This window comes from uncultured Maribacter sp., from assembly GCF_947500405.1.
Lineage (GTDB): Bacteria > Bacteroidota > Bacteroidia > Flavobacteriales > Flavobacteriaceae > Maribacter_B.
The window spans coordinates 50,489-75,527 of the sequence record NZ_CANMRY010000010.1 but is presented as its reverse complement, the minus strand read 5'-3'; the positions used below and the strand labels follow the sequence as shown (position 1 = coordinate 75,527).

14 protein-coding genes are annotated in these 25,039 nt (G+C 32.9%); 5 read left to right on the top strand and 9 right to left on the bottom strand.

Annotation, left to right across the window (positions count from 1 at the left end; all coding sequences use genetic code 11):
* Window positions 1-67: 67 nt before the first annotated feature.
* Window positions 68-2,011 carry a glucosamine-6-phosphate deaminase gene (nagB, locus tag Q0945_RS13465; protein WP_299435444.1) on the bottom strand — a complete coding sequence of 648 codons (1,944 nt, stop codon included), beginning with the start codon at window positions 2,009-2,011 and terminating at the stop codon, window positions 68-70.
* Window positions 2,012-2,203: 192 nt separating this feature from the next.
* Here nagB and Q0945_RS13460 point away from each other — a divergent pair, with 192 nt between their 5' ends.
* Together Q0945_RS13460 and murQ are read left to right on the top strand one after the other, a co-directional pair.
* Window positions 2,204-2,953 (top strand): DeoR/GlpR family DNA-binding transcription regulator, encoded by a 750-nt coding sequence (locus Q0945_RS13460; RefSeq protein ID WP_299435442.1) that lies wholly within the window; start codon window positions 2,204-2,206, stop codon window positions 2,951-2,953.
* 6 nt (window positions 2,954-2,959) lie between these two features.
* Window positions 2,960-3,769 carry an N-acetylmuramic acid 6-phosphate etherase gene (murQ, locus tag Q0945_RS13455; protein ID WP_299435440.1) on the top strand — a complete coding sequence of 270 codons (810 nt, stop codon included), beginning with the start codon at window positions 2,960-2,962 and terminating at the stop codon, window positions 3,767-3,769.
* Window positions 3,770-3,771: 2 nt separating this feature from the next.
* Here the strand turns inward: murQ and Q0945_RS13450 are convergent, their stop codons facing one another.
* A complete protein-coding gene (locus tag Q0945_RS13450) occupies window positions 3,772-4,173 on the bottom strand; it encodes a cytochrome c (protein WP_299435438.1) in 402 nt (133 codons plus the stop codon).
* Window positions 4,174-4,181: 8 nt separating this feature from the next.
* On the bottom strand, window positions 4,182-5,306 hold the full coding sequence (locus Q0945_RS13445) for a PQQ-dependent sugar dehydrogenase (RefSeq protein WP_299435436.1): 1,125 nt from the start codon (window positions 5,304-5,306) through the stop codon (window positions 4,182-4,184).
* 144 nt (window positions 5,307-5,450) lie between these two features.
* On the opposite strand from Q0945_RS13445, the gene Q0945_RS13440 reads away from it, so the two are divergent.
* Entirely contained in the window at window positions 5,451-14,102 is an 8,652-nt protein-coding gene (locus tag Q0945_RS13440; RefSeq protein ID WP_299435434.1) for a T9SS type B sorting domain-containing protein, read from the top strand.
* A gap of 106 nt (window positions 14,103-14,208) precedes the next feature.
* Here Q0945_RS13440 and Q0945_RS13435 read toward each other — a convergent pair whose 3' ends face one another.
* The 6 genes from Q0945_RS13435 to tsaD all read right to left on the bottom strand — a co-directional run bounded on the left by Q0945_RS13435 (window position 14,209) and on the right by tsaD (window position 19,369).
* Window positions 14,209-15,327, bottom strand: coding sequence for a class I SAM-dependent methyltransferase (locus Q0945_RS13435; RefSeq protein ID WP_366136444.1), 1,119 nt, complete (start codon window positions 15,325-15,327; stop codon window positions 14,209-14,211).
* Between the two features lie 73 nt (window positions 15,328-15,400).
* Entirely contained in the window at window positions 15,401-16,501 is a 1,101-nt protein-coding gene (locus Q0945_RS13430; RefSeq protein ID WP_299435430.1) for an AI-2E family transporter, read from the bottom strand.
* 4 nt (window positions 16,502-16,505) lie between these two features.
* Window positions 16,506-17,156, bottom strand: a complete 651-nt coding sequence (locus Q0945_RS13425) for a DUF4159 domain-containing protein (RefSeq protein ID WP_299435428.1) — start codon at window positions 17,154-17,156, stop codon at window positions 16,506-16,508.
* 104 nt (window positions 17,157-17,260) lie between these two features.
* The gene (locus tag Q0945_RS13420; RefSeq protein WP_299435426.1) at window positions 17,261-17,968 is read right to left on the bottom strand and encodes a 16S rRNA (uracil(1498)-N(3))-methyltransferase; all 708 of its coding nucleotides are present in this window, start codon (window positions 17,966-17,968) and stop codon (window positions 17,261-17,263) included.
* A gap of 19 nt (window positions 17,969-17,987) precedes the next feature.
* Window positions 17,988-18,335, bottom strand: a complete 348-nt coding sequence (locus Q0945_RS13415; RefSeq protein ID WP_299435424.1) for a TfoX/Sxy family protein — start codon at window positions 18,333-18,335, stop codon at window positions 17,988-17,990.
* Window positions 18,336-18,346: 11 nt separating this feature from the next.
* Window positions 18,347-19,369 carry a tRNA (adenosine(37)-N6)-threonylcarbamoyltransferase complex transferase subunit TsaD gene (gene tsaD, locus Q0945_RS13410; protein WP_299435422.1) on the bottom strand — a complete coding sequence of 341 codons (1,023 nt, stop codon included), beginning with the start codon at window positions 19,367-19,369 and terminating at the stop codon, window positions 18,347-18,349.
* A gap of 108 nt (window positions 19,370-19,477) precedes the next feature.
* Between tsaD and Q0945_RS13405 the strand changes: the two genes are divergently transcribed.
* Window positions 19,478-23,887, top strand: a complete 4,410-nt coding sequence (locus Q0945_RS13405; protein ID WP_299435420.1) for a translocation/assembly module TamB domain-containing protein — start codon at window positions 19,478-19,480, stop codon at window positions 23,885-23,887.
* A 149-nt stretch (window positions 23,888-24,036) separates the two neighbouring features.
* Window positions 24,037-25,023: a 6-phosphofructokinase gene (pfkA, locus tag Q0945_RS13400; protein WP_299435418.1), complete on the top strand. Its 987-nt coding sequence runs from the start codon at window positions 24,037-24,039 to the stop codon at window positions 25,021-25,023.
* Window positions 25,024-25,039: the final 16 nt, after the last annotated feature.

Here is a 25,039-nt window from a genome sequence, read left to right as displayed (position 1 = left end):
TTGACATAGGAAAAACAAAAAAGGACTATTTTTTACTAAAATAGCCCTTTTTAAGATTATATTTCTATTAATTAAAATGATATCGAACAAAACCTTCCATTGCCTCATATTCTGCCATGCCTAAAGCATTGTATTTTTTTGCGGTTTCAGTATTTCTTTGTTCAGCTCTTTGCCAGAACTCACGCTCATCATTTCCAGGAAACATCGCGGCATCTTTCTGAGATTGATGTTTAAAAATTGCATTCTTTTTACGTTGCATATCTTTTGGACCAATAGGAACGGACATTTCCATATCGGCAATATCCCATTCTTGCCATGCTCCTCTGTATAACCAAACATAACAATCATCTAGCCAATCTGCTTTTTCTTCAACAAGTCTTTGTAGTGCGTCATAAATAATTTGTAAACATACACGGTGTGTTCCGTGGGGATCAGATAAATCTCCAGCAGCAAATATTTGATTAGGCTTTATTTTGTTTAATAAATCATATGTTATTTGAATATCTTCTTTAGAATGCGGTTTTTTCTTAACAGTTCCTGTTTCATAGAATGGTAAGTTTTGAAAATGACCATTTTCTTCTTTAACACCACAATATCTACAAGCAGAAAGAGCTTCTCCCTTTCTAATGAGCCCTTTTATTTGTTGAATTTCAGGACTATCTATTTGTCCCGGTTTTTTATTTTTTAGAAAGGCTCTTACCTGTTTTATTTTTTCTTGTAATTCTGTGTTTTTTTCGTCAATATCTTTTGCAAAATCTAAAAAACGAATTACTTCATCATCAAAAACAGCTATATTTCCTGAGGTTTGGTATGCTACATGTACCTGGTGACCTTGGTCTACAAGACGTAATAGGGTTCCTCCCATAGAAATAACATCATCATCTGGGTGTGGGCTAAAAATAAGCGAAGTTTTAGGATATGGAGATTTTCTTTCAGGTCTGCTACTATCATCGGCATTAGGTTTTCCTCCTGGCCAACCAGTAATAGTTCGTTGTAATTGGTTAAATACTTGTAAGTTTATTTGTTCTGCAGAACCAATTTCGGCAATTAAATTACCCATTCCATGTTCATTATAATCCTCATTTGTAAGCTTTAAAATAGCCTTGTTTACTTTTTGGGATAACCAAATAGATGCTTTTTTTATAAGATTTTCAGTCCATTCACAATCACTTACTAACCATGGTGTGTATATTCTTGTTAATGAAGAAGCTGCAGCAAAATCTATTATAAATTCACAGTTTTTGTGTTGTTGTAAGAAAGTTGCAGGGACAGATTTTCTTATTTTCCCTTCTGTAGCCTCTTTAATAATTTCAGATTTACCTTCCCCCCATGCCATAAGAATAATTTTTCTTGCTTCCATAATGGAGCCAACACCCATTGTAATGGCTTTGGAAGGTACATTTTCTAATCCAAAAAAGTCACTTGCAGCATCTAAACAGGTAACACGGTCTAAACGTACCATACGAGTTTTACTTGTTAGAGAGGAACCAGGCTCATTAAAACCAATATGTCCCGTTCTTCCTATTCCTAGTAATTGTATGTCTATTCCTCCAACTTCTAGAATTTTCTTTTCGTAGGTTTCACAAAATTCTTTTATATCTTCTTTCTCAAGACTTCCATCAGGAATATTAATATTACTTTCTTTAATATCAATATGATCAAAAAGGTGTTCTTTCATAAACCTAACATAGCTATGTATAGAGTCTGCTTGCATCGGAAAATACTCATCTAAATTAAATGTAATTACGTTTTTAAAACTTAGATTATCTTCTTCATGAAATTTAACTAAGTAGTCATAAACTTTAGTTGGGGTAGACCCAGTCGCAAGACCTAAAACAGCATTTTTGCCTTCTTTTTGCTTTTGTTGTATTAATTCTGCTATTTCTTTTGCAACAGATAAAGAAGCAGAGTCTGCATTTGAATATACTAATGTCTTAATTTTTTCAAATTTTCTTGATTCTTCATCTTTTGGAATTTTTTTTGTCTTGGGTTTCGTTGTAAGGAGATGCATAGATGCTGTTTTTTACAGTTATGTGTTGCTAATGTAAGCATAAATTGTGTTTTATTGCTGTTTTTTGCTATTTATTTTGCTGTTTTTTGCTTTATTTTAATTTTTAATATACTTTAGCTGTTAAAATCACGTAAAGTGGCACGTTATTTATTATATATTTTTGTTGTAGATTCGGAATAAGAATATTTATATATGTTAAAAGAAGAAAGACATTTTGCTATATTAAATGAAGTTGCATTGCATAATAGAGTATTGTTGATGGATTTAGCAGAGAGTTTAAATGTTTCTATCGATACGGTAAGAAGAGATGTTAAGGAGTTAGATGCAGATAATAAATTAAAAAAAGTGCATGGAGGTGCAATTTCTCTTGGTTTTACTAATAAAAGTTTGCCAAATAAAAATATTTATAAATTGTCTGAAAAAAAGTTGATTGCTAAAAAAGCGATTTCTTTACTAAAAGAGAATGCAGTTATTTTTATTGATGGAGGTACTACGTGTATGGAGTTAGCACGTTTATTGCCAGAACACTTAAAACTTACTTGTTTTACACTAAGTTTAACGGTAGCCATGGAGTTGTTAGACAAAGAAAATATAACTGTTATATTTATTGGAGGACAAATTTCTAATGATACGCAATCTGCAATAGGAGCAAATGCAATTCATAATTTATCAGAGATTAGAGTAGATTATTCTTTTATAGGTACGGGCTATGTTGACGCTATACATGGTTTAACAGAGTTTGATTGGGATATTGTGCAAATAAAGAAAGCTGTTATAAAATCTTCAAAAAAATCGGTGTTGCTTTCTATTTCGGAAAAACTGAATTCACAACATAGGTATAAAAGTTGTGATGTAAATGCTATAAATACAATGATTACAGAATTACATCCGGAAAATAACTTGCTAAACCTTTTTAGAAATAATGATATTCGTCTCTTATAAATAATTATGGATTATAAAAAAATCACAGAATCACCATCTAATCACAACAATTTAGAATTGATGGACACTACTACTATTCTTAAAGTAATGAATGAAGAGGATAGGAAAATTGCAGATGCAGTAGCAGAGGTAATACCTCAAATAACAAAGTTAGTAGACGGTTTAGAAAAAAGGTTTCATAAAGGAGGAAGGTTATTTTATATTGGTGCAGGTACAAGTGGAAGATTAGGAATTTTAGATGCGTCTGAAATACCGCCAACTTTTGGAATGCCACATGAAAGAGTTGTTGGTTTAATAGCAGGAGGAGATAAAGCCATACGTAAAGCGGTAGAACATGCCGAAGATGCTACTACCCAAGCTTGGAAAGATCTAGAAGCACATAATATTACTAAGATTGATGTTGTTGTAGGTATTGCTGCATCTGGTACCACCCCTTATGTTTTAGGAGGTATACAAACGGCAAAAGAAAAAGGACTATTAACTGCAGGAATTACGAATAATCCTGGTTCACCTTTAGCACAACTTTCGGAGATTCCTATAGAAATTAATGTAGGTCCAGAGTTTGTAACTGGTAGCACAAGAATGAAAAGTGGAACCTCTCAAAAATTAACTTTAAATATGATTTCCACAGCCTTAATGATACGTATAGGGCGTGTAAAAGGAAATAAAATGGTTAATATGCAGCTAACCAATGATAAATTAGTAGATAGAGGTACGCGTTATATCATGGAAGGGTTAGATATTAGCTATGAAAAGGCAAAAAAATTATTAAAAGAACATGGGTCTGTTAAATTAGCAATAGCGTCTCAAAAATAAGATTACTCAGTAACTAAAGAAACTTCTTCTGGGGTAACTATTTTATCGCTAGAGTTTTCCCATGTGTTTAAAATGTAGTTCATAACATCTGCTACTTCTTCTGGTTCTAAGCCTTGACTAGGCATAGAGTTATTGTACGTTTTTCCATTCACTACAATTTCTCCTTGTAAACCATACAGAATAGCTTTTATGCTTTCAGTTCTGTTATTTAATAAGTAATCCGATTTTGCTAAGGGAGGATAAATTTTAGCAAAACCTTTTCCTTTTTTTAGATGACAAGACACACAAAAGTCTGCATAAATTTCCTCGCCTCTTAACATGCTTTCTTGTAAAGTAGATTTTTCTTGCGAAAAAGAGATATTAGAAGCTATAAAAAATAAAAAAACAGTGATTATAAATTTCATTCTTAAAATTATTTAGAATTAGGAATTAGTTTGTAAATGCCTTTGCCTTCTACAGTAACATAAATATAACCATCTGGACCTTGTTTAACAGCTCTAACTCTTCCTAAATTTGGTAAAAGTTTTTCTCTGTAGGTTACTTTGTTATTTTCTAGGACAAGCCTTTCTAAGTATTGATATTTTAATGAGCCCACTAAAAGGTTACCATTCCATTCGGGATATTTGTTTGACGTAACAAAAGCCATTCCACTCGGTGCAATAGATGGGGTCCAATAATGTAAAGGTTGTTCCATTCCTTCCATTTCTGTTTTGTCAGTTATAGGAGTACCGCTATAATTAATTCCATAAGTTATAACTGGCCAACCATAATTTGCGCCTTTTTTTATGATGTTTATTTCATCTCCACCTCTTGGTCCGTGCTCATTTTCCCAAATTTTACCTGTAATAGGGTGTAGTAATAACCCTTGTGGGTTTCTATGTCCGTAACTGTATATAGCAGTTTTTACACCATTTATATTTGTAAAAGGGTTGTCTTTAGGAATGCGACCATCATCGTGTAATCTATAAATTTTACCACCATCCCGTTTTATATCTTGTGGATTTATATCTCTAGCACCTCTTTCTCCTATAGAAAAGTATACATAATTGTCTTTATCAAACACTATTCTAGATCCAAAATGTTGCCCTTTAGTTGTGTTGGGAGTTGCTTTGTAAAGTACTTTTTTTTCTGATAGTAATGTGTCTTTTAGTTTAGCTCTTAATATGGCAGTATGTCCTCCTTTTGGTTCTCCATCAGAAGATGCATAAGATAGATAAACCCATCTGTTTTCTTTAAAATTAGGGTGTAAAGCAACATCTAATAGTCCTCCTTGCCCTCTTTTGTAAACCTCTGGAATATTGCCTATTTTTTGTTTTTTATTGTCTTTAAATAGAATTAACTCTCCTTTCTTTTCAGTTATTAGAATACTTCCATTTGGTAAAAACGAGAAACCCCATGGAATCTCCAACTCATCGACCAATAGCACAGCAGAAAATACATCATTTTTTGGTTCTGAAACATTGTTTTCTAGAGTTTGAGAAATCAAAAAATTGTGCATTACAACGAATAAATAAAAATAGTAGATACTTTTCTTCATGGACTTACGTTAGAATAATATTAAAATGGTCAATAAATTTTTTGTTTAAAATTAAAGATAAATTATAAGTTTAAAGAATTACACTAAAAAAACATTTAGGTTCCCCAAATCATAAACTGTTTTTTTAAAAATACGACTTAACCTATGCTATCAAAAAAAACCAAGTATACTTTGTATGCTGTTCTGTTGGTTTTTGTTTCTGCAATGTATACATCTGCAGTTGCAAATACAACAGTTTTTGAATTACTTAAAGAAGTAAGTTTTTCAAAGAAAGAGGCTGTAACTAAAACGGAGTCTGTTAACACAATAAATACAGCAACATCTTATAGGAGTAAAAGTGATGCTACAGTTAGTATGACGCCTATGTTTGTTACTTTGGTTCAGGGTGCAGATGCTGAGGTTACTTGTAATGATACAGGGGCTACAGTAGCTCAGTTTTTTTTATGTGGGGATGCAGATGACAGGACTATTTCACTATCAGGAGGGCCATACGCAAATGTTTCATGGCAACAGCTAGGAGGGCCGTGTAGCCCAGATACAAATACAGATTGTCCAGATACATCAAATCCAACTTGTTATACCAGTAATGTAGTTTCTACTACAAATGAGTTGTTTATAGATGCAAGTACTATTTCTGCAACAGAAGGAGCGGAATATAGAGTAGTAGTAGACGGTACTCCATATTATATTGAAGTTACAAAAAGTACTATTAATTTATCTTATTTAAAGGACGATTATATCTGTAATAGCCCTGGTCGTATAGAATTAACTGGATTGCCTAATAATTATGAGTTTAGAATAAAATTAGAAAGTGACCCTAGTTTTGGTCCTACTTTTCAATCTTCATCTGTTTTTTCTAATTTAAATCCAGGTAGATATGAAATAGAAACTAGGTTAAATATAGGTGGAGATGTTTGTATATATCGTTATCCAGTAATTGAAATTTTCCAAGAAGACATAGCCATTAATGTAACTTTTACAGATGCACTTTGTAGTGGAGATTCGGGTAGTATTTCCGTGGAAGCATTACCTAATAATGTAGGTCCTTATGTGTTTACTTTGTTAGATGAAAATGGAGCAGAAATTGAGTTTACCTCTACTATAGCAAGTAATACGCATACCTTTACAACAGTTAGCGCAGGAACTTATTCTGTTCAAGTAGAAACCAATGAATGTAAGGAAGATATTCCAAATGGAATAGCAGCTCCAACTCAAGATAGAGATATTAATGGAGACCCAATTACAATAGGTAATGGGTTAAATCCTATAAATGTTGTTACGGATACAAACGGTGGGAGTTTTGGTTGTGCTACAATTACGAGTGTAGACATAGATGTTACTGTTACTGGAGGTTCAGGGCCTTATACATATACAGTAGATGATGGAGGTAATTCTGGAGGGTCTTTTTCTTCTACAGATACCTATACAGTAACAACCGAAGGTACTTATACTTTTACTATAACGGATAGTGCAGGTTGTACTGCAACTAAATCTGAATATATTGCAAGTCTAGATCCACCTGTTGTTACAGCTAGTAATTTTGATGGAACATGTACTAACGGAGGAGGGAGAATTGATTTTAACGTTGTAGATGCAAGAGGTTTTAATTTAGAATTTAGAGCTGCTAATACTGATGCTTGGAGTACCGCAATGTCATTGCCAGTAGCAGATGGAACTTATAATACTATCGAGGTGCGTTATTTTCAAGGTGCATTTGAGTGTATTTTGCCGCTACCTTCAGAGACTGTAACGTCAGAATCAGGTTTAACCGGTTCTTCCAGTATAACACAAGATTATACTTGTGCTAATGGAGGGGGTATAATTGAATTTGATGCGGGGTTAACTTCAGGTGGTTCAGGTACTGGTTACCAGTATAGTTTAGATAATGTTACTTACCAAGCAGGAACAAGTTTTACAGGTTTAGCTCCTGGTACTTATGTCCCATATATAAGAGATAATGCCGGTTGTTCTCAAGGATTAGCGCCTTTAGTAATATCAGATCCAGAAGAGCCTTCGGCAATAGATTTTGTTCAAGATAATTTAAATTGTGCAGCGGGTACAAGTAGAGTTACCATAAATGTAACTAGTAGTGTTGCAATTGCACAGTACGCTATAACCTCACCTACTTCTATAAGCCAAGCAAGTAATGTCTTTCCTGGGTTGTTATTGGATACCTCATATCAATTCGAGATAACAGATGCAAATGGCTGTGTGCATTCTGCTAGTTTTACTACAGGAGGGTTTAGCACTATAAGAGCACGTGTAAAATCAGGAGGGGATACTAGGGTTTGCCCTGGTGCTACAGATGGTTTTGGAGCATTTTTAATAGATGGTTTTGGGGTAGATTATGATTATACTATTACAGGGCCAAGTACTGCATTAAGTGGAACAAGCTCTAATTCAGAAATTCCAATTAGTGGTTTAGGGGCAGGAACTTACACAATATCTGTAACAGACAATGAAACTAATTGTGTAAACACCGCAAATTTAGTGATAGAGGAACCAACAACCCCGCTTTCTGTTACTGGGAATGTTACTGCTATGAGTTGTCAAAACAATAATATAGGTAGAGTTCAGGCAAATGCTGGTGCAGGTAGTGGTTTTGGAGGATATAGATATGAATTAGAATGGCCATCAGGAACAACTCAAGGACCTAAAACAGGTAGAACATTTGGTAACTTAACGGAAACAGGTACATATACGCTAACAATTATTGATTCTGAAGGTTGTGTAGCAACAGATACATTTACACTTTCTGAGGTAGATGCTCCCGTAATTTCATTAGTAAATGCAGATCGTTGTTTTTCACCAACTAATGATGGTGAGATTACAGTTTCTTCTACAGCTGGTACAGCAGTTTTAGGAACACATAGATATCGTTTAGGAACTTCAGGGGCAACACAAGTGAGTCCAGTGTTTTCTAATTTATCACCAGGAACATATACAGTCCAAGTGGTAGATGGTAATAATTGTACCGATGAATTAACAGTTACAATACCTTCACAAATTCAAGTTACTCTAGATATAATTTCTGAAATTTCTTGTGATGGAGATGGTTTAATGCAAATAAATATTAATGGCGGAGATATTTCTAATTTAGCAGCAACATCATATACAATTTTTAAAGATGGTATTGCTGTAGCAGGGCATACAGGAAACACATTGCCTTCTGCTTCTTTTCCGTATACAGTTCCTTATGGAGAGCATGGAGATTATACGGTAGAAGTTACAGATAATAACTCTTGTACAAATATATCCATACCAAGAACATATACAGAGCCAACAACTATTTCTGCTACAGAACGTATAGTAGGACCAAGCTGTGGAGATTTAAATAGTGGTTTTGTAGAGATTTACCCTACAGTATCCTCTGGAGTACCACCTTTTCAGACAGTTTTGGCTCCAGCTTCTTATGGGTTAATTGCTAACCCTAATGATCCTGATCCAGCTGTTACTAATATTTATGATTTTAGTTCGCAAACTATTTATTCAGGTTTAGCAGCAGGGGATTACCATTATATAGTAAAAGATGATAGAAATTGTATTACAGGAATTATAGCTATAACCATAGCACCTGATGGAACAGTGCCTCCTTCTGCTACCGTAACACCTGTTGATGCTACTTGTGCTGCAGTTGGAGAAATTTCTGGTGGAGTTGTAATTGATGTAACAGATGGATCACCTAATTATACGATAAGAATTGAAGATGAATTTGGAAATCTTTTAGTGGAACGTTTAAATGTAGCGCCAGGAGATTTGCCATTGCCAATTAATGATCCTAGTCTTGTGCCAGGAAATTACCAAGTAGCAGTTGTAGATTCCCGTGGTTGTTTAGATGTAGAACCATTAACAATAGGAACAGCAACTTTAGACATTATACCTGCATACCCACCACCACCTGCAACATGTTTGCCAGGAGGTGCTACGGTTTGTGTAGAAATCTCAGGAGGAACACTTCCTATAGATTATAGTATTAGATTGGTAGAAAACCCAGTTTTGTCATGGGAGGCACCTAATAATGGACCAACCAATCATTGTTTTACAGGCTTGTTGTATGGAGTTTCATATACAGTAGAGGTTCGTGATGATAATACAAATTGTACGTATGATGAAGTAATAACCTTGCCAGATGGTCCAGGTGTAGATGTAACTTTGAGTATAGATAATGTAACTTGTAGAAATGGAAATGTTGGATTAAACTATACTGTAACAACAGGAACTGCTCCTTTTGATATTGTTATTACCAATTTAGATACAGGTGTTGAGGAGTATAACCAAACTACATCTGATGCAACTTTTGCAACACCATTAGCTGTTCCTTCTGGGCGCTATGGAATTTCCGTAGTGGATGCTGGGAATTGTAGTGGAGGTGCTGAAGCTGTCGCAACTTTAAATTTACCAAGAGTAGACATAATAGAAAATATAAATGCAAATTGTAATGCGCCAGGACAATTAACGGTAAGAGGTAGTGGAGGTACTCCTTACGGTACGGGTAGTCCTTATTTTTATGCATATATGCCTTCTGGTGTACCTCCTGTTGCTTCAAACTTTACAGATGCAACAACAGTTTCACTTCCTGGTTCTTCTTCTCCTGGTACAGATTATGATATCTGGGTACAAGATTCTAGAGGTTGTAATTTTATGATTAATGCAGCAGTTATTCAGCTTGATCCTGCTTTACCGGCTCCGACAATTAATGTTAATAATCAATGTAACGCAGTAACTCCCTCTGGTGGATTTACAATTACAGTAGAAATGCCTGGAGATATAGATACGCCTACGTTTACTTTAAATGGTAGTACGCAAACACCAGCTTATGTTGCAGGAACACCTACGCAAGCAACTTTTACTGTTGGTAGTATAGGAACATACCCAGTTAATGTTATAGATGCTAATGGTTGTGACGTGGATGCTATAGCTGAGGTATATGAGATACTTTCTGCTTCTGGAGGTTTTGGAGCTAATACCCCAACTTGTACAAATGCAGATGGTACAATTACAATTACTGCTAACGGAGGTAGTGGTAATTTTGATTTTGAATTACAAGACAATTTAGGCACAAGAATTACTAATAATTCTACAGGTATTTTTAATGGAGTACCACCAGGGGAATATCAAGTTCTTCTTACGGATGATTTGGCTAATGATGGTAGTATTCAATGTACTGTTCTGGTTGATGGAATAGTAAGTGATCCTCCAGTGACTCCAGTTATTCAAGATATTGGGAAAAGTGATATGAGTTGTCATGATGTTGTAGATGGTAGTATTAGTGTAGCCTTACAGACAGGAACGGATAGTGATGGTATTCAAGAATACAATTTGTATGTTGGTTCTTTACCCCTTGCTCCTACTGCAACACCAATAGTAACACAGCTATCAGGTGAATTTACAGGCTTGGGAGCTAATACATACGTAGTAGAGGTTGTTACAGATAAAGGGTGTACAGATGTAGAGGAATTTACAATTGTGAATCCACCCGCTTTTGAAATAACTTGGGATCCAGTAACTTTTGCTTGTGAAACAGGAGCAAACAGGTACAGTACAGCTACTATATCTACTCAAATAGTAGAAGTTGGTAATGGTGCCCCATATCGTTATAGATTAAATCCTACAGATAGTTACCAAAGTAGCGGTGATTTTGAAATTGTAGATAATGGATCATCTCAAACAATCACGGTGTATGCTATAGATTCTAATGGTTGTGAGCACGATTTTACAAGAGTAATTGACCCTCCTTCTGGTGTTACAGGAACAATTGCGCAAGTTACACCTATGGATTGTGAAAACCCGGAACGAATTACGATTACGGTTCCAGAAATAACGAATTTTATTATAGAAGATCAAGGTTCGTCAGTATCAGCTGTGGCTAATGTTGTTCAAACTAGTGGAAACACAGTAACTTTTGACTTGCCATTTATGGCAGGTGAATATAGGTTACAGATTAATGATCCTAGCGGTTGTATTTATCCATTAGAGCCTTATGTAGTTGCACAACCAGTATTACCTTCTGTTACAATAAGTGAGTCAGAACCCATAAGTTGTTTTGGTGCTATTGATGGAGCTTTAAATATAGAAGTAACTAATTTTACAGGGATTTATGATTATTGGGTGTATGAAGCTAGTGACCCAGGTTTTTCAGGAGGCGCTTTTGGGTCTGTTGTAGGCGGGAATTCAACAGGTTCAATAGATACTGCAGTAGATGGTAACCCATTTGTTATAGCTGGTTTACCAGCGGGAACATTAAGAGTTGTAATCCGTGAACAAGGAAAAACAGTAGCAGGTTGTAGTGTGTTTAGTGATGTTGCAGTAATTGGTTCGCCAAACGGACCATTGACAATTACAAATGTTGCACAGGAAGCTGTTGGGTGTAGTGATAATTTAGGAGAAATTGTTGTTACTGCATCTGGGGGGTGGGAAACTACACCTTATCAATATATGTTAGAAATAGAAAGTCCAGTAGGTAGTGGAACCTTTGTGTCTCACACACCATTAGGAAATTCTAATACCTTTACAGGTCTTTCTGCAGGATTGTATAGAATTACTGTAACAGATTCAGAAGACTGTTCTACTACTTCTACAGAAAGATTAAGTGCTACACCTTTTATTGAGGCTGAAGCAATGATATTTAGAGAGTTGGAGTGTCCAGAAGGTAATGATGCGGTGATACAATCCGTAGAGCCAGGCACAACAACTCAAGGAGCAATTGGTGGAGTCCCAGGAGCAGGGTATCAATATCGTTTGTTAACTTTAAATAGTAATGATAGAACAGACGTAGCTTCTTCAACTGGTTTGCAAAGTGATCCAAGATTTGTTGGTAGTGCAGGAACAGGGGTAATTGAGGCAGGTTGGTATGCTATAGAAGTTGTTTCTACTTTAAATTGCTCTACTGTAACAGACCCAATACAGGTTATACCTCCTTTACCAATTAATCCTAGACTTATACAAACAGCAGTACCTGCTTGTGGTAATATTGCTACAATGAAGATAGAACTAGGTAGTTCTGCAGAAGTTGGTGCTACTTATGAATATCGTAATTATTTATCAGCAGATCCTTGGTTGCCTATGACATATCAAAATGGTACGGCGGAAGAAAATATTCCAGGAACAATTGGTTTAGCGTATAGATATGAGGTAAGAAAAGTAGGGGATTTAAGTTCTTGTGAACCTAAAGCAACTAATGGTATTACCATTACAGGAGCAGACCCTCTTAGTCTTGATATTAATTCTCCAACCTTTCGTGTTACTTGTGCTTATGAAGTAGATGGTAGGATAGAAGCGCATGTAGATGGGGGTACAGGGATTTATGAATTTAGAATATATAATACAGATCCAGGAACAGATGCTTTTGCTGCAGAATTCTTGCCTACTTATGAAAATAGAGCTGTACAAAGTACTGGGACATTTGAGGATTTAGGTGCGGGAGATTATTGGATTTCAGTTATTAGTCGTTTAGATTGCGGTGTAGTGCAAGGTCCTTTTTATATTGCACCCGCAGAACCTGTGATTATAGCAGATAGTAGTACTCCTGTAACATGTAATGGGGGGGCTGACGGTACAATAACTATGGAGGTAACAAGTGCAACTTCAGGTTTAGTAAAATTTGCAATAGAACCTAATTTAAGTGAGTTAGTTACAGATCCAGATAACCCAACTACTTATACATTTACGGACTTGAGTGCAGGGACATATACTGTGTTAGCACAAGATGCAGAGGGTTGTCCGCAAACATTTAATGTAACGGTAACTGAACCAGAGGTATTGCAGGTAGTAGATATAGTTACAACCCCAGAATTATGTATTGGAGCAAATGATGGTACTTTGTCTTTTGATATTGTTGGAGGAACCCCATTTAACGATGTATTAGTTTCTCCGACACCATATTATATGTATAAGTTAGAACAAGTAAGTCCTATAGATGAAACTGGAACGGGAGTTTTTGCCCCTTATGATGGTTTACTAATTGAGAATTTAGAAGGAGGGGCTTACTATGCATTATATATTCAAGATGTTAATGGGGTTTTTTGTGAAGTTTTCCGTGATTTCACAATTGATATAGGTGTAGATTTAACCGCAGAACCAATTATAGAGTACGGGTGTGAAGGTATATTCCCTAATAGCACGACAACTATTCGTATGCAAGAGAGAAATTTAATTCCAGATTTATTATTTGCACTAGACCCTGTAGACCCAACAGATCCTGTAACTGCTATGGCAGGTACAGACTATGTTTTTGGTAATTTAGCACCTGGTAATCATACAGTATATATATACCATGAAAATGGTTGTACAAATATGGTAGATTTTACGATAGATGCTTATGACCCTTTAACACTTACAGCTATAAAGACAGGCCCTAATGAGTTAACTGCTAGTGCAGAAGGCGGTTATGGTGGTTATGAATTTTTCTTTCAAGGAGAATCTTATGGTAGTGAAACAATTTATACTACAAATGAAAGTACTGTAGTAGAAGTTAGAGTGGTAGATAGTAACGGTTGTGCTGCAATGGTTACAGTGCCTTTTGAGTTTACAGGAATGTTAGATATACCAAATGCCTTTACGCCAGATGGTGATGGCTTAAATGATTTATGGTCACCTAATAATAGAGAATTTTTCCCAAACATAGAAGTTAAGATTTATGATAGATACGGTCGTGTAGTAGCAATACTAAACAACGTTACGCAATGGGATGGTAACTATGAAGGCTCACCAGTACCTACAGGGGATTATTGGTATGTAGTTAATGCTAACGATAAAAGCAAAATACAATTTGTTGGGCATTTTACTTTGTATAGATAAGTAAACTACCTCGGGGCATGCCCACGAGGCATTAGAAGGAAAATTAGCATTGATTTCGAAGCAAGCGTCGGAGCATTTAAATCTCGATTATCGAGTAAAATGCTCCTTAATTGTGTTTACTACAAATTAATACAGTTAAGTCATTATTTATTGTCGTTGTAAAAAAAATATAGATATCTCCGCCATCTTTAATTTTAAGTTTTTTTCTAAGATTGGCAACACTTTCTGGGAAATTACGGGTGGTAATATTAGCTTTAGAAATCTTTAATTCTTTTATAGCTTTTTTATTAAAAGGGATGCTTTTTTTAATTTTAAATATTCGCCCAGGGAAGTTAAGAACTTCTTGTTCGCTTGTATATAAATGAGAATTCACTTGTAGTTTACTTAAATTAAGTTTTTCTCCTAAAATTTTAAATGCTCCAGATTTTAATATAGCTGCATTAGGTTCGTAAAGAAATTGTTGCGGTAAATTGTATGTTGTTTTGGCTTCTTTTTCTTCACAGAAATTAAAACTAAAGGTATCTGTTTTTTGTTTTCCAATATTTATGGTTTTTATTTCTATGGTGTCCCTATAATCTTTTTCTAATATCCAAATGAGCTCTTTTACTTCATTTTCTAATGAAACTACATGTATTTCCTTAACCTGTTTTAGTTCCGAAATTCCAATAGATACATCTAAAAGAGGCGAGGTTTTTATTGCAATATTATTAGATTTATTGAATAATAGTTTTAGATTTTCTGGAACATTAGGAAGGCAGTCTGATAGTAAAAAAACTTTTCCTTTTGCATCATTTCTACGAGAAGGATCTATATATATCCAATCATAAAAATGGTTACTTTCTTTTAAATATTTTATTCCATCAATAGGGAAGCTTTGAATGTTTTTTGCACCTAATTCTTTAAAATTATGAGTAGCAATTGTTGCTAGTTTTTCATTGATTTCGCAATGAAAAACTTCTTTCATTTTTTTACTAAAATAGTAGCAATCTATTCCAAAGCCACCAGTTATATCTATTACGGTTTTTTTGGATAAAATGCTAGCCTTATATTCTGCAGTTTTTTCGGATGAGGTTTGTTCAATATTTAACTTGTTTGGGAAATAAATATTAGGGGTGTTAAACCATTTAGGAAGCTTTTTTTGACATTTTTTTTTGGCTTCAATCTGTTCTACGAGTTCTTTTGAAGTAACCCTTGTAAAAGGAGGCTTTTTTAATAATACTGACATGGTGTCAGTATTAATATTATTATTTATAAAAATCTGAACACCAGTTCTTAATATTTCTTTATTCAAAGTCTTACTATAAATTATGAGTCAAAGATTTTACTAGCTTGTTTTCGGATAAAAATTCTTTTAAAATAACCTTTATTGCAGTGTATCCTGGTACAGCAACTATCATTCCTATTACTCCAAAAAGTAACCCGGCAATTATAATTACCAAGAATATTTCTAAGGGATGCGATTTAACACTATTAGAGAAAATAAAAGGTTGGGAAAAGAAATTATCTACTAGTTGTCCTATTAATAAACCAATTAAAACATAACCAGATTTTGGTAGTATTACCTCGCTAAAATCTGCACCTAAATTACTGGTCATTGTTAGTCCTATCATTAGCACTCCACCAATTAATGGACCTACGTATGGTATGATGTTAAAAAGTGAGCAAAGAAAAGCTATTACTATCGCATTTTCTATTCCAACAATTAATAGTACAATGGTATAGATAACAAACAAAATAAATATTTGTAATAATAAGCCAAGAAAGTATCTGGATAATAAATTGTTTATTTTTTCTATAGAATTTACGGTTCTTTTTTCATTGTTATTTGGTACAAACATTAATAATCCATTTTGAAAAAGTTTACTGTCTTTTAAAAAGAAAAAAGAAATAAATAAAACGGAAAATAATCCAATACTTAAAGAACTTAAGATGTTAAGGAAAGAGTTCAAGAAATCTGGAATAAAGCTAATATTTAATCCGTCTAAAATATTTTTTTCAATTTCAGCATCTTCTAAAGCTTCGTTAACATCTGAAGTAGAAAAACCTAAATAGTTTGTTATTTCTTTATAAAGAGTATTTACATTCTCTTGTAACTTATCTATATCTAATAAAGATAAGTTTTTTCCTTGTTCAGATATTAAGGGAACAAATAATGCTATAATGCCTGCAAGAATACCTACCATTAAAAGCATAGAAATTATTACAGCTAATGTGTTAGGAAATTTAAGCTTTCGTCTTAGAAACAGTACTATAGGCCTTCCTATAAGTGCAATTACAGCAGCAAATGCTAAATAGGCTATAACAGATTGTATTTTGTATAAAAAGAGCATGAGAAGGGCTATAGCAATTATAATACCTACTGCTCTTAAAATACCGTTAGCTATTGTTTTAGATGTCATTTTACTAGTGTTTAAATGCGTAATTTATAATGTTTGCTCCCATTTTTAATGCCTTGTCTCGTATTTCTTTAGGGTCATTATGTACAGATGGGTCTTCCCAACCATCTCCTAAGTCCGATTCATAGGTAAATAGTAATACAAGTCTTCCTTCATGGAAAAAGCCAAATGCTTGCGGTCTTTTACTGTTGTGTTCGTGAATTTTAGGTAATCCTTCTTTAAAAATAAATTTATCTTTAAATATTTCATGATTTTTTCCAATCTCTTTTAACTCTTTATCTGGAAAAATTTTTACTAATTCTTTTCGTAGATAGGGTTCCATGCCATAATTGTCATCAATATGTAAAAAACCTCCAGATAAAAGGTAATCTTGTAAATTTTGAGCGTCACTTTTAGTGAAAAATACATTTCCATGTCCTGTCATGTATATAAAAGGATATTGGAATATAGAAGAGCTGCCTACTTCTGCAACCTGCGGTTTTTCTTTTATTGTAGTGTTTAAATAGGTGTTGCAATAACTAATTAAATTTGGAAGAGCTGTTGGGTTGCTATACCAATCTCCACCACCATTATATTTTAAAGTAGCTATTTCTTGGGCATAAGAAAAAATAGGTATAATAAGAGTTATAAATACTATCGTTATGGTGATTTTTTTCATAAATACCTTGCAATTTGATATCTCAAATGTAACAATTATGAAGTTTAAAAAAATATAGAGAAGAGATTAATCTAATAACAGTTATTTTTTCTACTCTATTTTTTCTAAACTTGGTTAATTATAGAAAGTGTAGTACAAGCTACCACTGCAGCAGTTTCTGTTCTAAGTCTGTTTTTTCCTAATGAAACTGGAGAAAAGTTATTTTCAAAAGCAGCTTTTATTTCTGTAGTAGAAAAATCTCCTTCAGGACCAATAAGTATTGTCGTGTTTTTGTTCTTTTTTGCCTTTTTTGATAAATCAATTTTTTCTGTTTCTTCACAGTGTGCAATAAACAACTGACCCTTATGTTCTTTTTTTATAAACTCTTTATAACTAATTATTGGGTTAAATTTTGGCAGAAAAGTTTGTAAAGACTGTTTCATAGCAGATTGTATTACTTTTTCCATACGCTCTTGTTTTATTACTTTTCTTTCAGAATTTTCGCATACAATAGGGGTAATTTCATTTATACCAATCTCGGTAGCTTTTTCTAAAAACCATTCAAAACGGTCATTATTTTTAGTTGGCGCTACAGCTAAATGAATCCATGACGTACTAGGTTCTTTTTCTTTAGAGTTTAGTATTGTAGCGGTACATTTTTTTGGATTTGCTATTGTAATTTTTGAAGTTAGTAAAAGCCCTTTCCCATTAGTTATAGTAAGTATATCATCTTCTTTTTTTCTAAGGACTCTTATAATATGTTTGCTTTCTTCTTCACTAAAAGTAAAGTCTATTGTAGTGTTGTCTAAATTAGGATTGTAGAATAATTGCATTGCTATATTTTAAACTAAATTATAAACTTTTAAGTTTGTTTTGCGCATGTTCCAAACCTAATTCTATCCAATTTTGCAATTCTTCTTCTGTTTTAAAGCCTTCGGGTAATACATATACAAATTCTTTCATAGGCTTTTTAGTAAAATCCATAGGTTTAACATGGTCCAATTGTAAAAAAGCATCTATTTTCTCGGAAATAATTCTAACCATTAGGCTTCCTTTAATAATGCCAACGGTCATTTTTCCATGAAATAAATATGCAATTCCTCCAAACATTCTTTTTTTAGAAAAATTAGAAGCAATGTTTTCTGGAAATATGCTTAAAGAAGTATCTATTCTATTTTCTAGTTCTTTTTGGAAAGACATAAGTTCTTTTTTTAAAAAGTATATCTAGCTTTTGCTGTAATGTCTTGTTTAGAAAATTGCTCTTCTTGGTATTTAAGATAGCCTACAATACCAATCATTGCTGCATTATCTGTACAATACTCAAATTTGGGAATATATGTTTGCCATTGATTGGTTTTTTCTTTGTCTTTAAGGGCTTTACGTATACCAGAATTTGCAGAAACACCGCCGCCAATTGCAATCTGTTTTATACCGGTATGTTTTATAGCGTTTTTAAGTTTTAGTAGTAATATTTTTACGATGGTATATTGGATAGAAGCACAAATATCCTCTAAATTATTGGCTATAAACTTGGGGTCTTTTTTAACTTCTTTTTGAATAAAATATAAAATATTAGTTTTTAAGCCGCTAAAACTAAAATCTAATTCGCCTACTTTTGGAATAGGAAATTCATATTTTTTTGGATTTCCTTCCGAAGCATATTTGTCAATTAAAGGCCCTCCAGGATAAGGTAGTCCTAAAATTTTTGCACTTTTATCAAAGGCTTCACCAACAGCATCATCAAGTGTTTGCCCTAATACCTCCATTTTAAAGTAATCTTTAACTAAAACAATTTGAGTATGACCGCCACTAATAGTTAATCCAATAAAAGGAAAAGTTGGTTTTGTACTTTCTTTATCCGCAATAAAATGAGCAAGTAAATGTGCTTGCATGTGGTTTACCTCTATTAAAGGAATATTTAAACCTAAAGCTAGCGACTTAGCAAAAGAAGTGCCAACCAATAAAGAACCCATTAATCCTGGTCCACGAGTAAAAGCTATGGCGGATAACTGTTTTTTATCGATATTTGCTTTAGCTAAAGCTTGGTGTACTACTGGAACAATATTTTGTTGGTGTGCACGAGATGCAAGTTCTGGAACAACACCCCCGTATTCTTTATGAATTTTTTGGGTTGCCACTACATTACTTAACACTTTATCGTTGCATAAAACGGCAGCAGAAGTATCATCACAGGAAGATTCTATAGCAAGAATATAAATAGTTTTAGTTTGCACAGGGTTTGGAATAAAAATTGAAAAGACAAAGGTAAAACATAAAGGATTATCAAAAAACTAAGAAAAATACTATTACGAATACTAATTGTGCTTTTAGTTACATGTATTTTGGGTACCATTATCTTGGCTTTACCGTCTGTACAAACTCGTTTTGCAGAGTACGCAACAAAAACAATCAATAACAAATATGGAACTAACATAAATATTGATCGTTTAGGAATTTCTCTAATATCTTGGAAAGCTTCTTTAAAAGGAATTTATGTAGAAGACTATAAAAAAGACACTCTTTTTTATGTAAACAACTTAAAAACTTCGATTTTAAGTGTGCAGAATCTTGCAAAAGGTAAATTAGAATTTGGAGCAGTAGATATTGATAGTCTTAATTTTAAGTTAAAAACCTATAAGGGATTAAGAGATACTAATTTAGATGTTTTTATAAAAAAATTAGATAGCGGGAAAGAAAGAGCGCCTGGAGATCCACCTTTTCTTTTATCTTCTTCAGAGGTGGAGATTCTAAATAGTAATTTTCAATTAATTAATGAGAATTTTGAAAAACCACAGCTTTTAAATTTCAAAAAAATAAATATTGCTTCTTCAGACTTTAGTATTGTTGGACCAAATGTTACTACTGCAATACATGATATGTCTTTTGAGAGTGGTAGAGGTATAAATGTATATAAACTCGAAACAGTTTTTAAGTACACAAAACAGCAAATGCGTTTTGATTCTTTGAACCTTAAGACAGAGACATCTAATTTACTTGGAGAATTAGTTTTTAATTATGAGAGAAAGGATTTTTCAGATTTTTTAAACAAAGTAAAAGTAGAAGCAACATTTACAGAATCTACTGTTTCTTTTGACGAGATTAATAAATTATATAATGAATTTGGCTCTGGTAAGATAGCCACATTTTCTACGAGTGTGCATGGCGTTTTAAATGACTTAAACACGGATAAACTTTTCTTAAACACTAATAGTACAGGAATAAGAGGCGATTTTAATTTTAAAAATCTTTTTTCGAGAAAAGACCCTTTTAAAATGGTTGCTAAGATTAAAAATATTACCTCTAGTTATTATGAAATGAGGTCTTTAATGCCCAATATTTTAGGAAAAACATTGCCAAGTTCTTTTCAAAAATTGGGTCAGTTTACTATTAGAGGAAACACTACCGTAGAAAAATCTGCAATAGAAGCAAAAATAAATTTAAATACTAATATAGGAAGCTCTTATGCAGATGTAGTGTTAACCGATATTAATAATATTGATAATGCAACTTACAAAGGTTTTATTTCTTTAATAGATTTTGATTTAGGTGGTTTTATAGAAAATGAAACTATAGGAAAGGCTAATTTAGATTTTAATATAGAGGGAAAAGGGTTTGTAAAAGAACACTTAAATACAGAAGTAATAGGGGATCTTTATTCTATTGAGTTTAATAATTATAAGTATAAAGATATAAAGGTGTCTGGGCTTTTAAAAGAGCAACTTTTTGATGGTTCTTTGGTTAGTAATGATGAAAACTTGAAGTTTAATTTTAAAGGATTAGCAGATTTTGAAGAGGGGCGTAACAACTTCAACTTTATAGCATCTGTAGGATATGCGAACTTAAAGAAACTTAATTTCATAAAAGATAGTGTTTCCATTTTTAAGGGGAATGTAAATATGGATATTAGCGGAAACACTTTAGATAATTTAGTGGGTGATATAAAATTTTCCAAGACAAACTTTCAAAATAAAAATTATACCTATTATTTTGAAGACTTTAAAATTTCTTCTGATTTTGAGAATGATTCTATACGGACAATAACAATAAATTCTCCCGATATTATAACAGGATATTTAAAAGGGAATTTTAAAATAAAAGAATTAGGTAAAGTAGTGCAGAATTCTCTGGGTAGTATTTATACCAATTATAGACCATTCAAAGTATCTAAAGGACAAAAAATAGCTTTTAACTTTAAAATTTATAATAAAATTGTAGATGTTTTTTTTCCAGAAGTGAAGTTTGATCCAAATACTTTTATTAAAGGTAATATTAATGCAGATGATGGAGACTTAAAATTAAATTTTAAATCACCAAGTATAGCTGCTTATGGAAACGAAGCTGATAATATAGATTTAAAGATTGATAATAAAAACCCACTTTACAATACTTATGTATCTGTTGGCGATTTATCTACACATTATTATGATGTAAAAGATTTTAATTTAATAAACACTACATTAAAAGATACATTGTTTTTTAGAGCAGAGTTTAAGGGGGGTAGTGAGTATAATGATAGTTATAATTTAAACTTTTATCATACATTTAATAAAGAGAATAAATCTGTTATTGGTTTAAAAACTTCTGATATTAGCTTTAAGGGGAATAAATGGGTTTTAAACAAGACTGGCGACGCTAAAAATAAAGTAATTCTTAATAGAACTTTAGATAGCATTACAATAAAAGAAATTGTAATGAATAATAGTAAAGAAGAGCAAATACGGCTAAAGGGACAGCTTGCAGATTCTACCTACAAAGACTTAGAGTTGCAATTTAAAATAGTGTCTTTAGATAAAATTACACCGGCAATAGATAGCCTTAAATTAAATGGCCAAGTAAACGGTATATTAAACATTTTACAAAAGGATGATATTTATTTACCGTCTTCAAATTTAATTATTTCTAATTTTGGCATTAATAAAATCCCATTAGGAGATTTATCTATAGGTATTGTAGGAAATAGAGATTTGACAGATTTTTCGGTTAACTCTCAACTTACAGAAAATGGTGTTGAAAAGTTAGGTGTGGTTGGTAATATTTTAAACACTGGAAAAACGCCAGAGGCAAATCTTTTAGTAAATTTTGGCAATTTTAAATTACACCCATTTAGCCCCTTAGGAGAAGGTGTTATAGGAAATATAAGAGGAAATTTAAACGGTAGTGCTCGTATAACGGGACCGGTAAATAACCCAGAAATTAATGGTTTACTTTCTTTAAATGAAGCAGGGATTAGTATTCCTTATTTAAATGTAGATTACTCTTTTGCACCAAATTCTAAAGTACGCTTATATGAGCAAACTTTTGATTTTGAAAACATAAACTTAACCGATATTAAAGCAGAGACCCAAGCAACAATAGATGGTATTATATCGCATAGATATTTTGATAACTGGGTTTTAGATTTAGATGTTGATACAAATAATAACCGCTTTTTAATTTTAGATACAGTGTTTGATGAAGATCAACTCTTTTATGGAGCAGGCTATTTAAATGGAACTGGGAGAATATATGGGCCTACAACAGCATTAAATATTGATGTAATAGGTTCTACGGCTAAGGGGACTTCTTTAAAAATTCCATTAAGTGATGTTGCTAGTTTAGGAGATTACTCGTTTATTAATTTTGTTCGTAAAAATAAAACAGGAGATATAACGGATGAGAGGGTTTTAAAAGATTATCAAGGTTTAGAGCTAAAATTTGATTTAGATATAACTCCAGATGCAGAAGTAGAAATAGTAACCGATCAAAAAACTAAGAGTTCTTTAAAAGGTACAGGAGCAGGTACCATATTAATGCAAATAAATACCAGAGGTAAGTTTGAAATGTTTGGGGATTTTGTTGTTGTTACAGGGCAGTATCATTATAAGTTTGGAGGCATAATAGATAAAACATTTATTGTAAAACCTGGAGGAACAATTAATTGGGAGAGGGACCCTTTAGCTGCGCAATTAAATATGGAAGCTGTTTATTCTTTAACGGCCAATCCAGCACCATTATTAGATAATGCAGGTACAGCAACTAGAAGAATACCTACAGATGTAGTTATTAAATTATCAGAAGAATTAGAAAGCCCTAAAATAGATTTTGAAATAGAATTTCCAAGTGCAAATTCTATTATCCAATCCGAATTGGAATATAGATTACAAGATCCAACCGTAGAAGAAAAAAATGCCCTGTTTTTATTAGCACAAGGTTCTTTTGTTAATGACCAAACTGGAATTAATCAACAAGCAGTTACGGGGAATTTATTACAATCTGCATCAGGATTATTAAATCAGGTTCTAAGCGGTGATAGTGATAAGTTTAATCTTGGGTTATCTTATGAACAAGGTATTGTAGATAAAAGCGCAGATATTGAAACAGATGATAGAATAGGCTTAACAGTATCTACAAAAATTAGTGATCGAGTATTAATTAACGGTAAGTTTGGAGTTCCTGTAGGTGGTTCTAGTGAAACAGTAGTAGCAGGAGATGTAGAAATACAATTATTACTTAATGAAGAAGGAACATTAAGTGCTAAGTTTTTTAATAGAGAGAATGAGATTCAAGAGTTTTTAGCAGATCGCCAAGGGTATACGCAAGGGGTGGGTTTATCTTATGAGGTAGATTTTAATAATTTTAAAGAACTTGTCAGGAAAATTCTAGGGAAAGACAAAATTAAAGAAATAAAAGAAGTAGCTCCAACTTCAATTATGGGGAAAGATAGTCTAATAAGATTTTATAAAAAGACGCCCAAAAATCCAATTTTGCGATAAATTAACTTCAGTTTTTAGTAATATTTTTTGAGAATAGAAATTATTTTCAATACGAAAACGTTATAGCACGTATCCTCTTGAAAATTAATGCTTACAAGCCTTAATTTATTAAATTAAGTTTGCTAATTTCGTTTAAATATAAGATTAGAATGAGTACGAAAATCCAAAAAATAGGAGTTCTTACATCTGGTGGAGATTCTCCAGGAATGAACGCAGCAATACGATCAGTCGTTCGTAGTTGTGCATATCATAAAATTAATTGCGTAGGAATCTATAGAGGATATCAAGGTATGATTGAAGGAGACTTTAAACCTATGGATGCTCGCAGTGTAAACAATATTATAAATAAAGGAGGTACGGTTCTTAAAAGTGCTAGATGCATGGATTTTAGAACTAAAGAAGGAAGAAACACTGCGTATAAACAATTAAAAGCAGAAGGAATTGATGCTTTTGTAGTAATTGGTGGAGATGGTAGTTTTACAGGAGCTATGGTTTTTAATCAAGAATACGATTTTCCAGTAATAGGAATTCCTGGTACTATTGATAATGATATTTTCGGAACCACATTTACGCTAGGTTTTGATACTGCTTTAAATACTGTAGTAGAGGTTATTGATAAAATTAGAGATACAGCAAGTTCTCATAACCGATTATTCTTTGTAGAAGTAATGGGAAGAGACGTTGGTCATATAGCTTTAAATGCAGGAGTAGGAGCAGGCGCTGAAGAAATTTTAATACCAGAAGAAGATTTAGGATTAGATCGTTTAGTAGAATCATTAAAGCGTAGTAAAAAATCGGGAAAATCTTCAAGTATTGTAATAGTTGCAGAAGGGGATAAAACTGGTAAAAATGTTTTTGAACTTAAAGAATATGTAGAAAAGCATTTACCAATATATGATGTGCGTGTTTCTGTATTAGGGCACATGCAAAGAGGGGGGTCTCCTTCTTGTCATGATAGAGTATTAGCTAGTAGAATGGGAGTAAAGGCAGTAGAGGCTTTATTAGAAGGGAAAACTAGTTTAATGGTTGGTATACAAGACAATAAACTAATACTTACCCCACTAGAAATGGCAATTAAAGGCCATACTAAAATAGATAAAGAGCTTATTAGAGTATCAGATATAATGACAACATAAATTAATTAATATAAAT

What these genes read in the sequence shown, in the direction of transcription:
- nagB (WP_299435444.1), bottom strand. Translation starts at nt 2,011, where the DNA reads ATGCATCTCCTTACAACGAAACCCAAGACAAAAAAAATTCCAAAAGAT.
- Q0945_RS13460 (WP_299435442.1), top strand. Translation starts at nt 2,204, where the DNA reads ATGTTAAAAGAAGAAAGACATTTTGCTATATTAAATGAAGTTGCATTG.
- murQ (WP_299435440.1), top strand. Translation starts at nt 2,960, where the DNA reads ATGGATTATAAAAAAATCACAGAATCACCATCTAATCACAACAATTTA.
- Q0945_RS13450 (WP_299435438.1), bottom strand. Translation starts at nt 4,173, where the DNA reads ATGAAATTTATAATCACTGTTTTTTTATTTTTTATAGCTTCTAATATC.
- Q0945_RS13445 (WP_299435436.1), bottom strand. Translation starts at nt 5,306, where the DNA reads ATGAAGAAAAGTATCTACTATTTTTATTTATTCGTTGTAATGCACAAT.
- Q0945_RS13440 (WP_299435434.1), top strand. Translation starts at nt 5,451, where the DNA reads ATGCTATCAAAAAAAACCAAGTATACTTTGTATGCTGTTCTGTTGGTT.
- Q0945_RS13435 (WP_366136444.1), bottom strand. Translation starts at nt 15,327, where the DNA reads ATGTCAGTATTATTAAAAAAGCCTCCTTTTACAAGGGTTACTTCAAAA.
- Q0945_RS13430 (WP_299435430.1), bottom strand. Translation starts at nt 16,501, where the DNA reads ATGACATCTAAAACAATAGCTAACGGTATTTTAAGAGCAGTAGGTATT.
- Q0945_RS13425 (WP_299435428.1), bottom strand. Translation starts at nt 17,156, where the DNA reads ATGAAAAAAATCACCATAACGATAGTATTTATAACTCTTATTATACCT.
- Q0945_RS13420 (WP_299435426.1), bottom strand. Translation starts at nt 17,968, where the DNA reads ATGCAATTATTCTACAATCCTAATTTAGACAACACTACAATAGACTTT.
- Q0945_RS13415 (WP_299435424.1), bottom strand. Translation starts at nt 18,335, where the DNA reads ATGTCTTTCCAAAAAGAACTAGAAAATAGAATAGATACTTCTTTAAGC.
- pfkA (WP_299435418.1), top strand. Translation starts at nt 24,037, where the DNA reads ATGAGTACGAAAATCCAAAAAATAGGAGTTCTTACATCTGGTGGAGAT.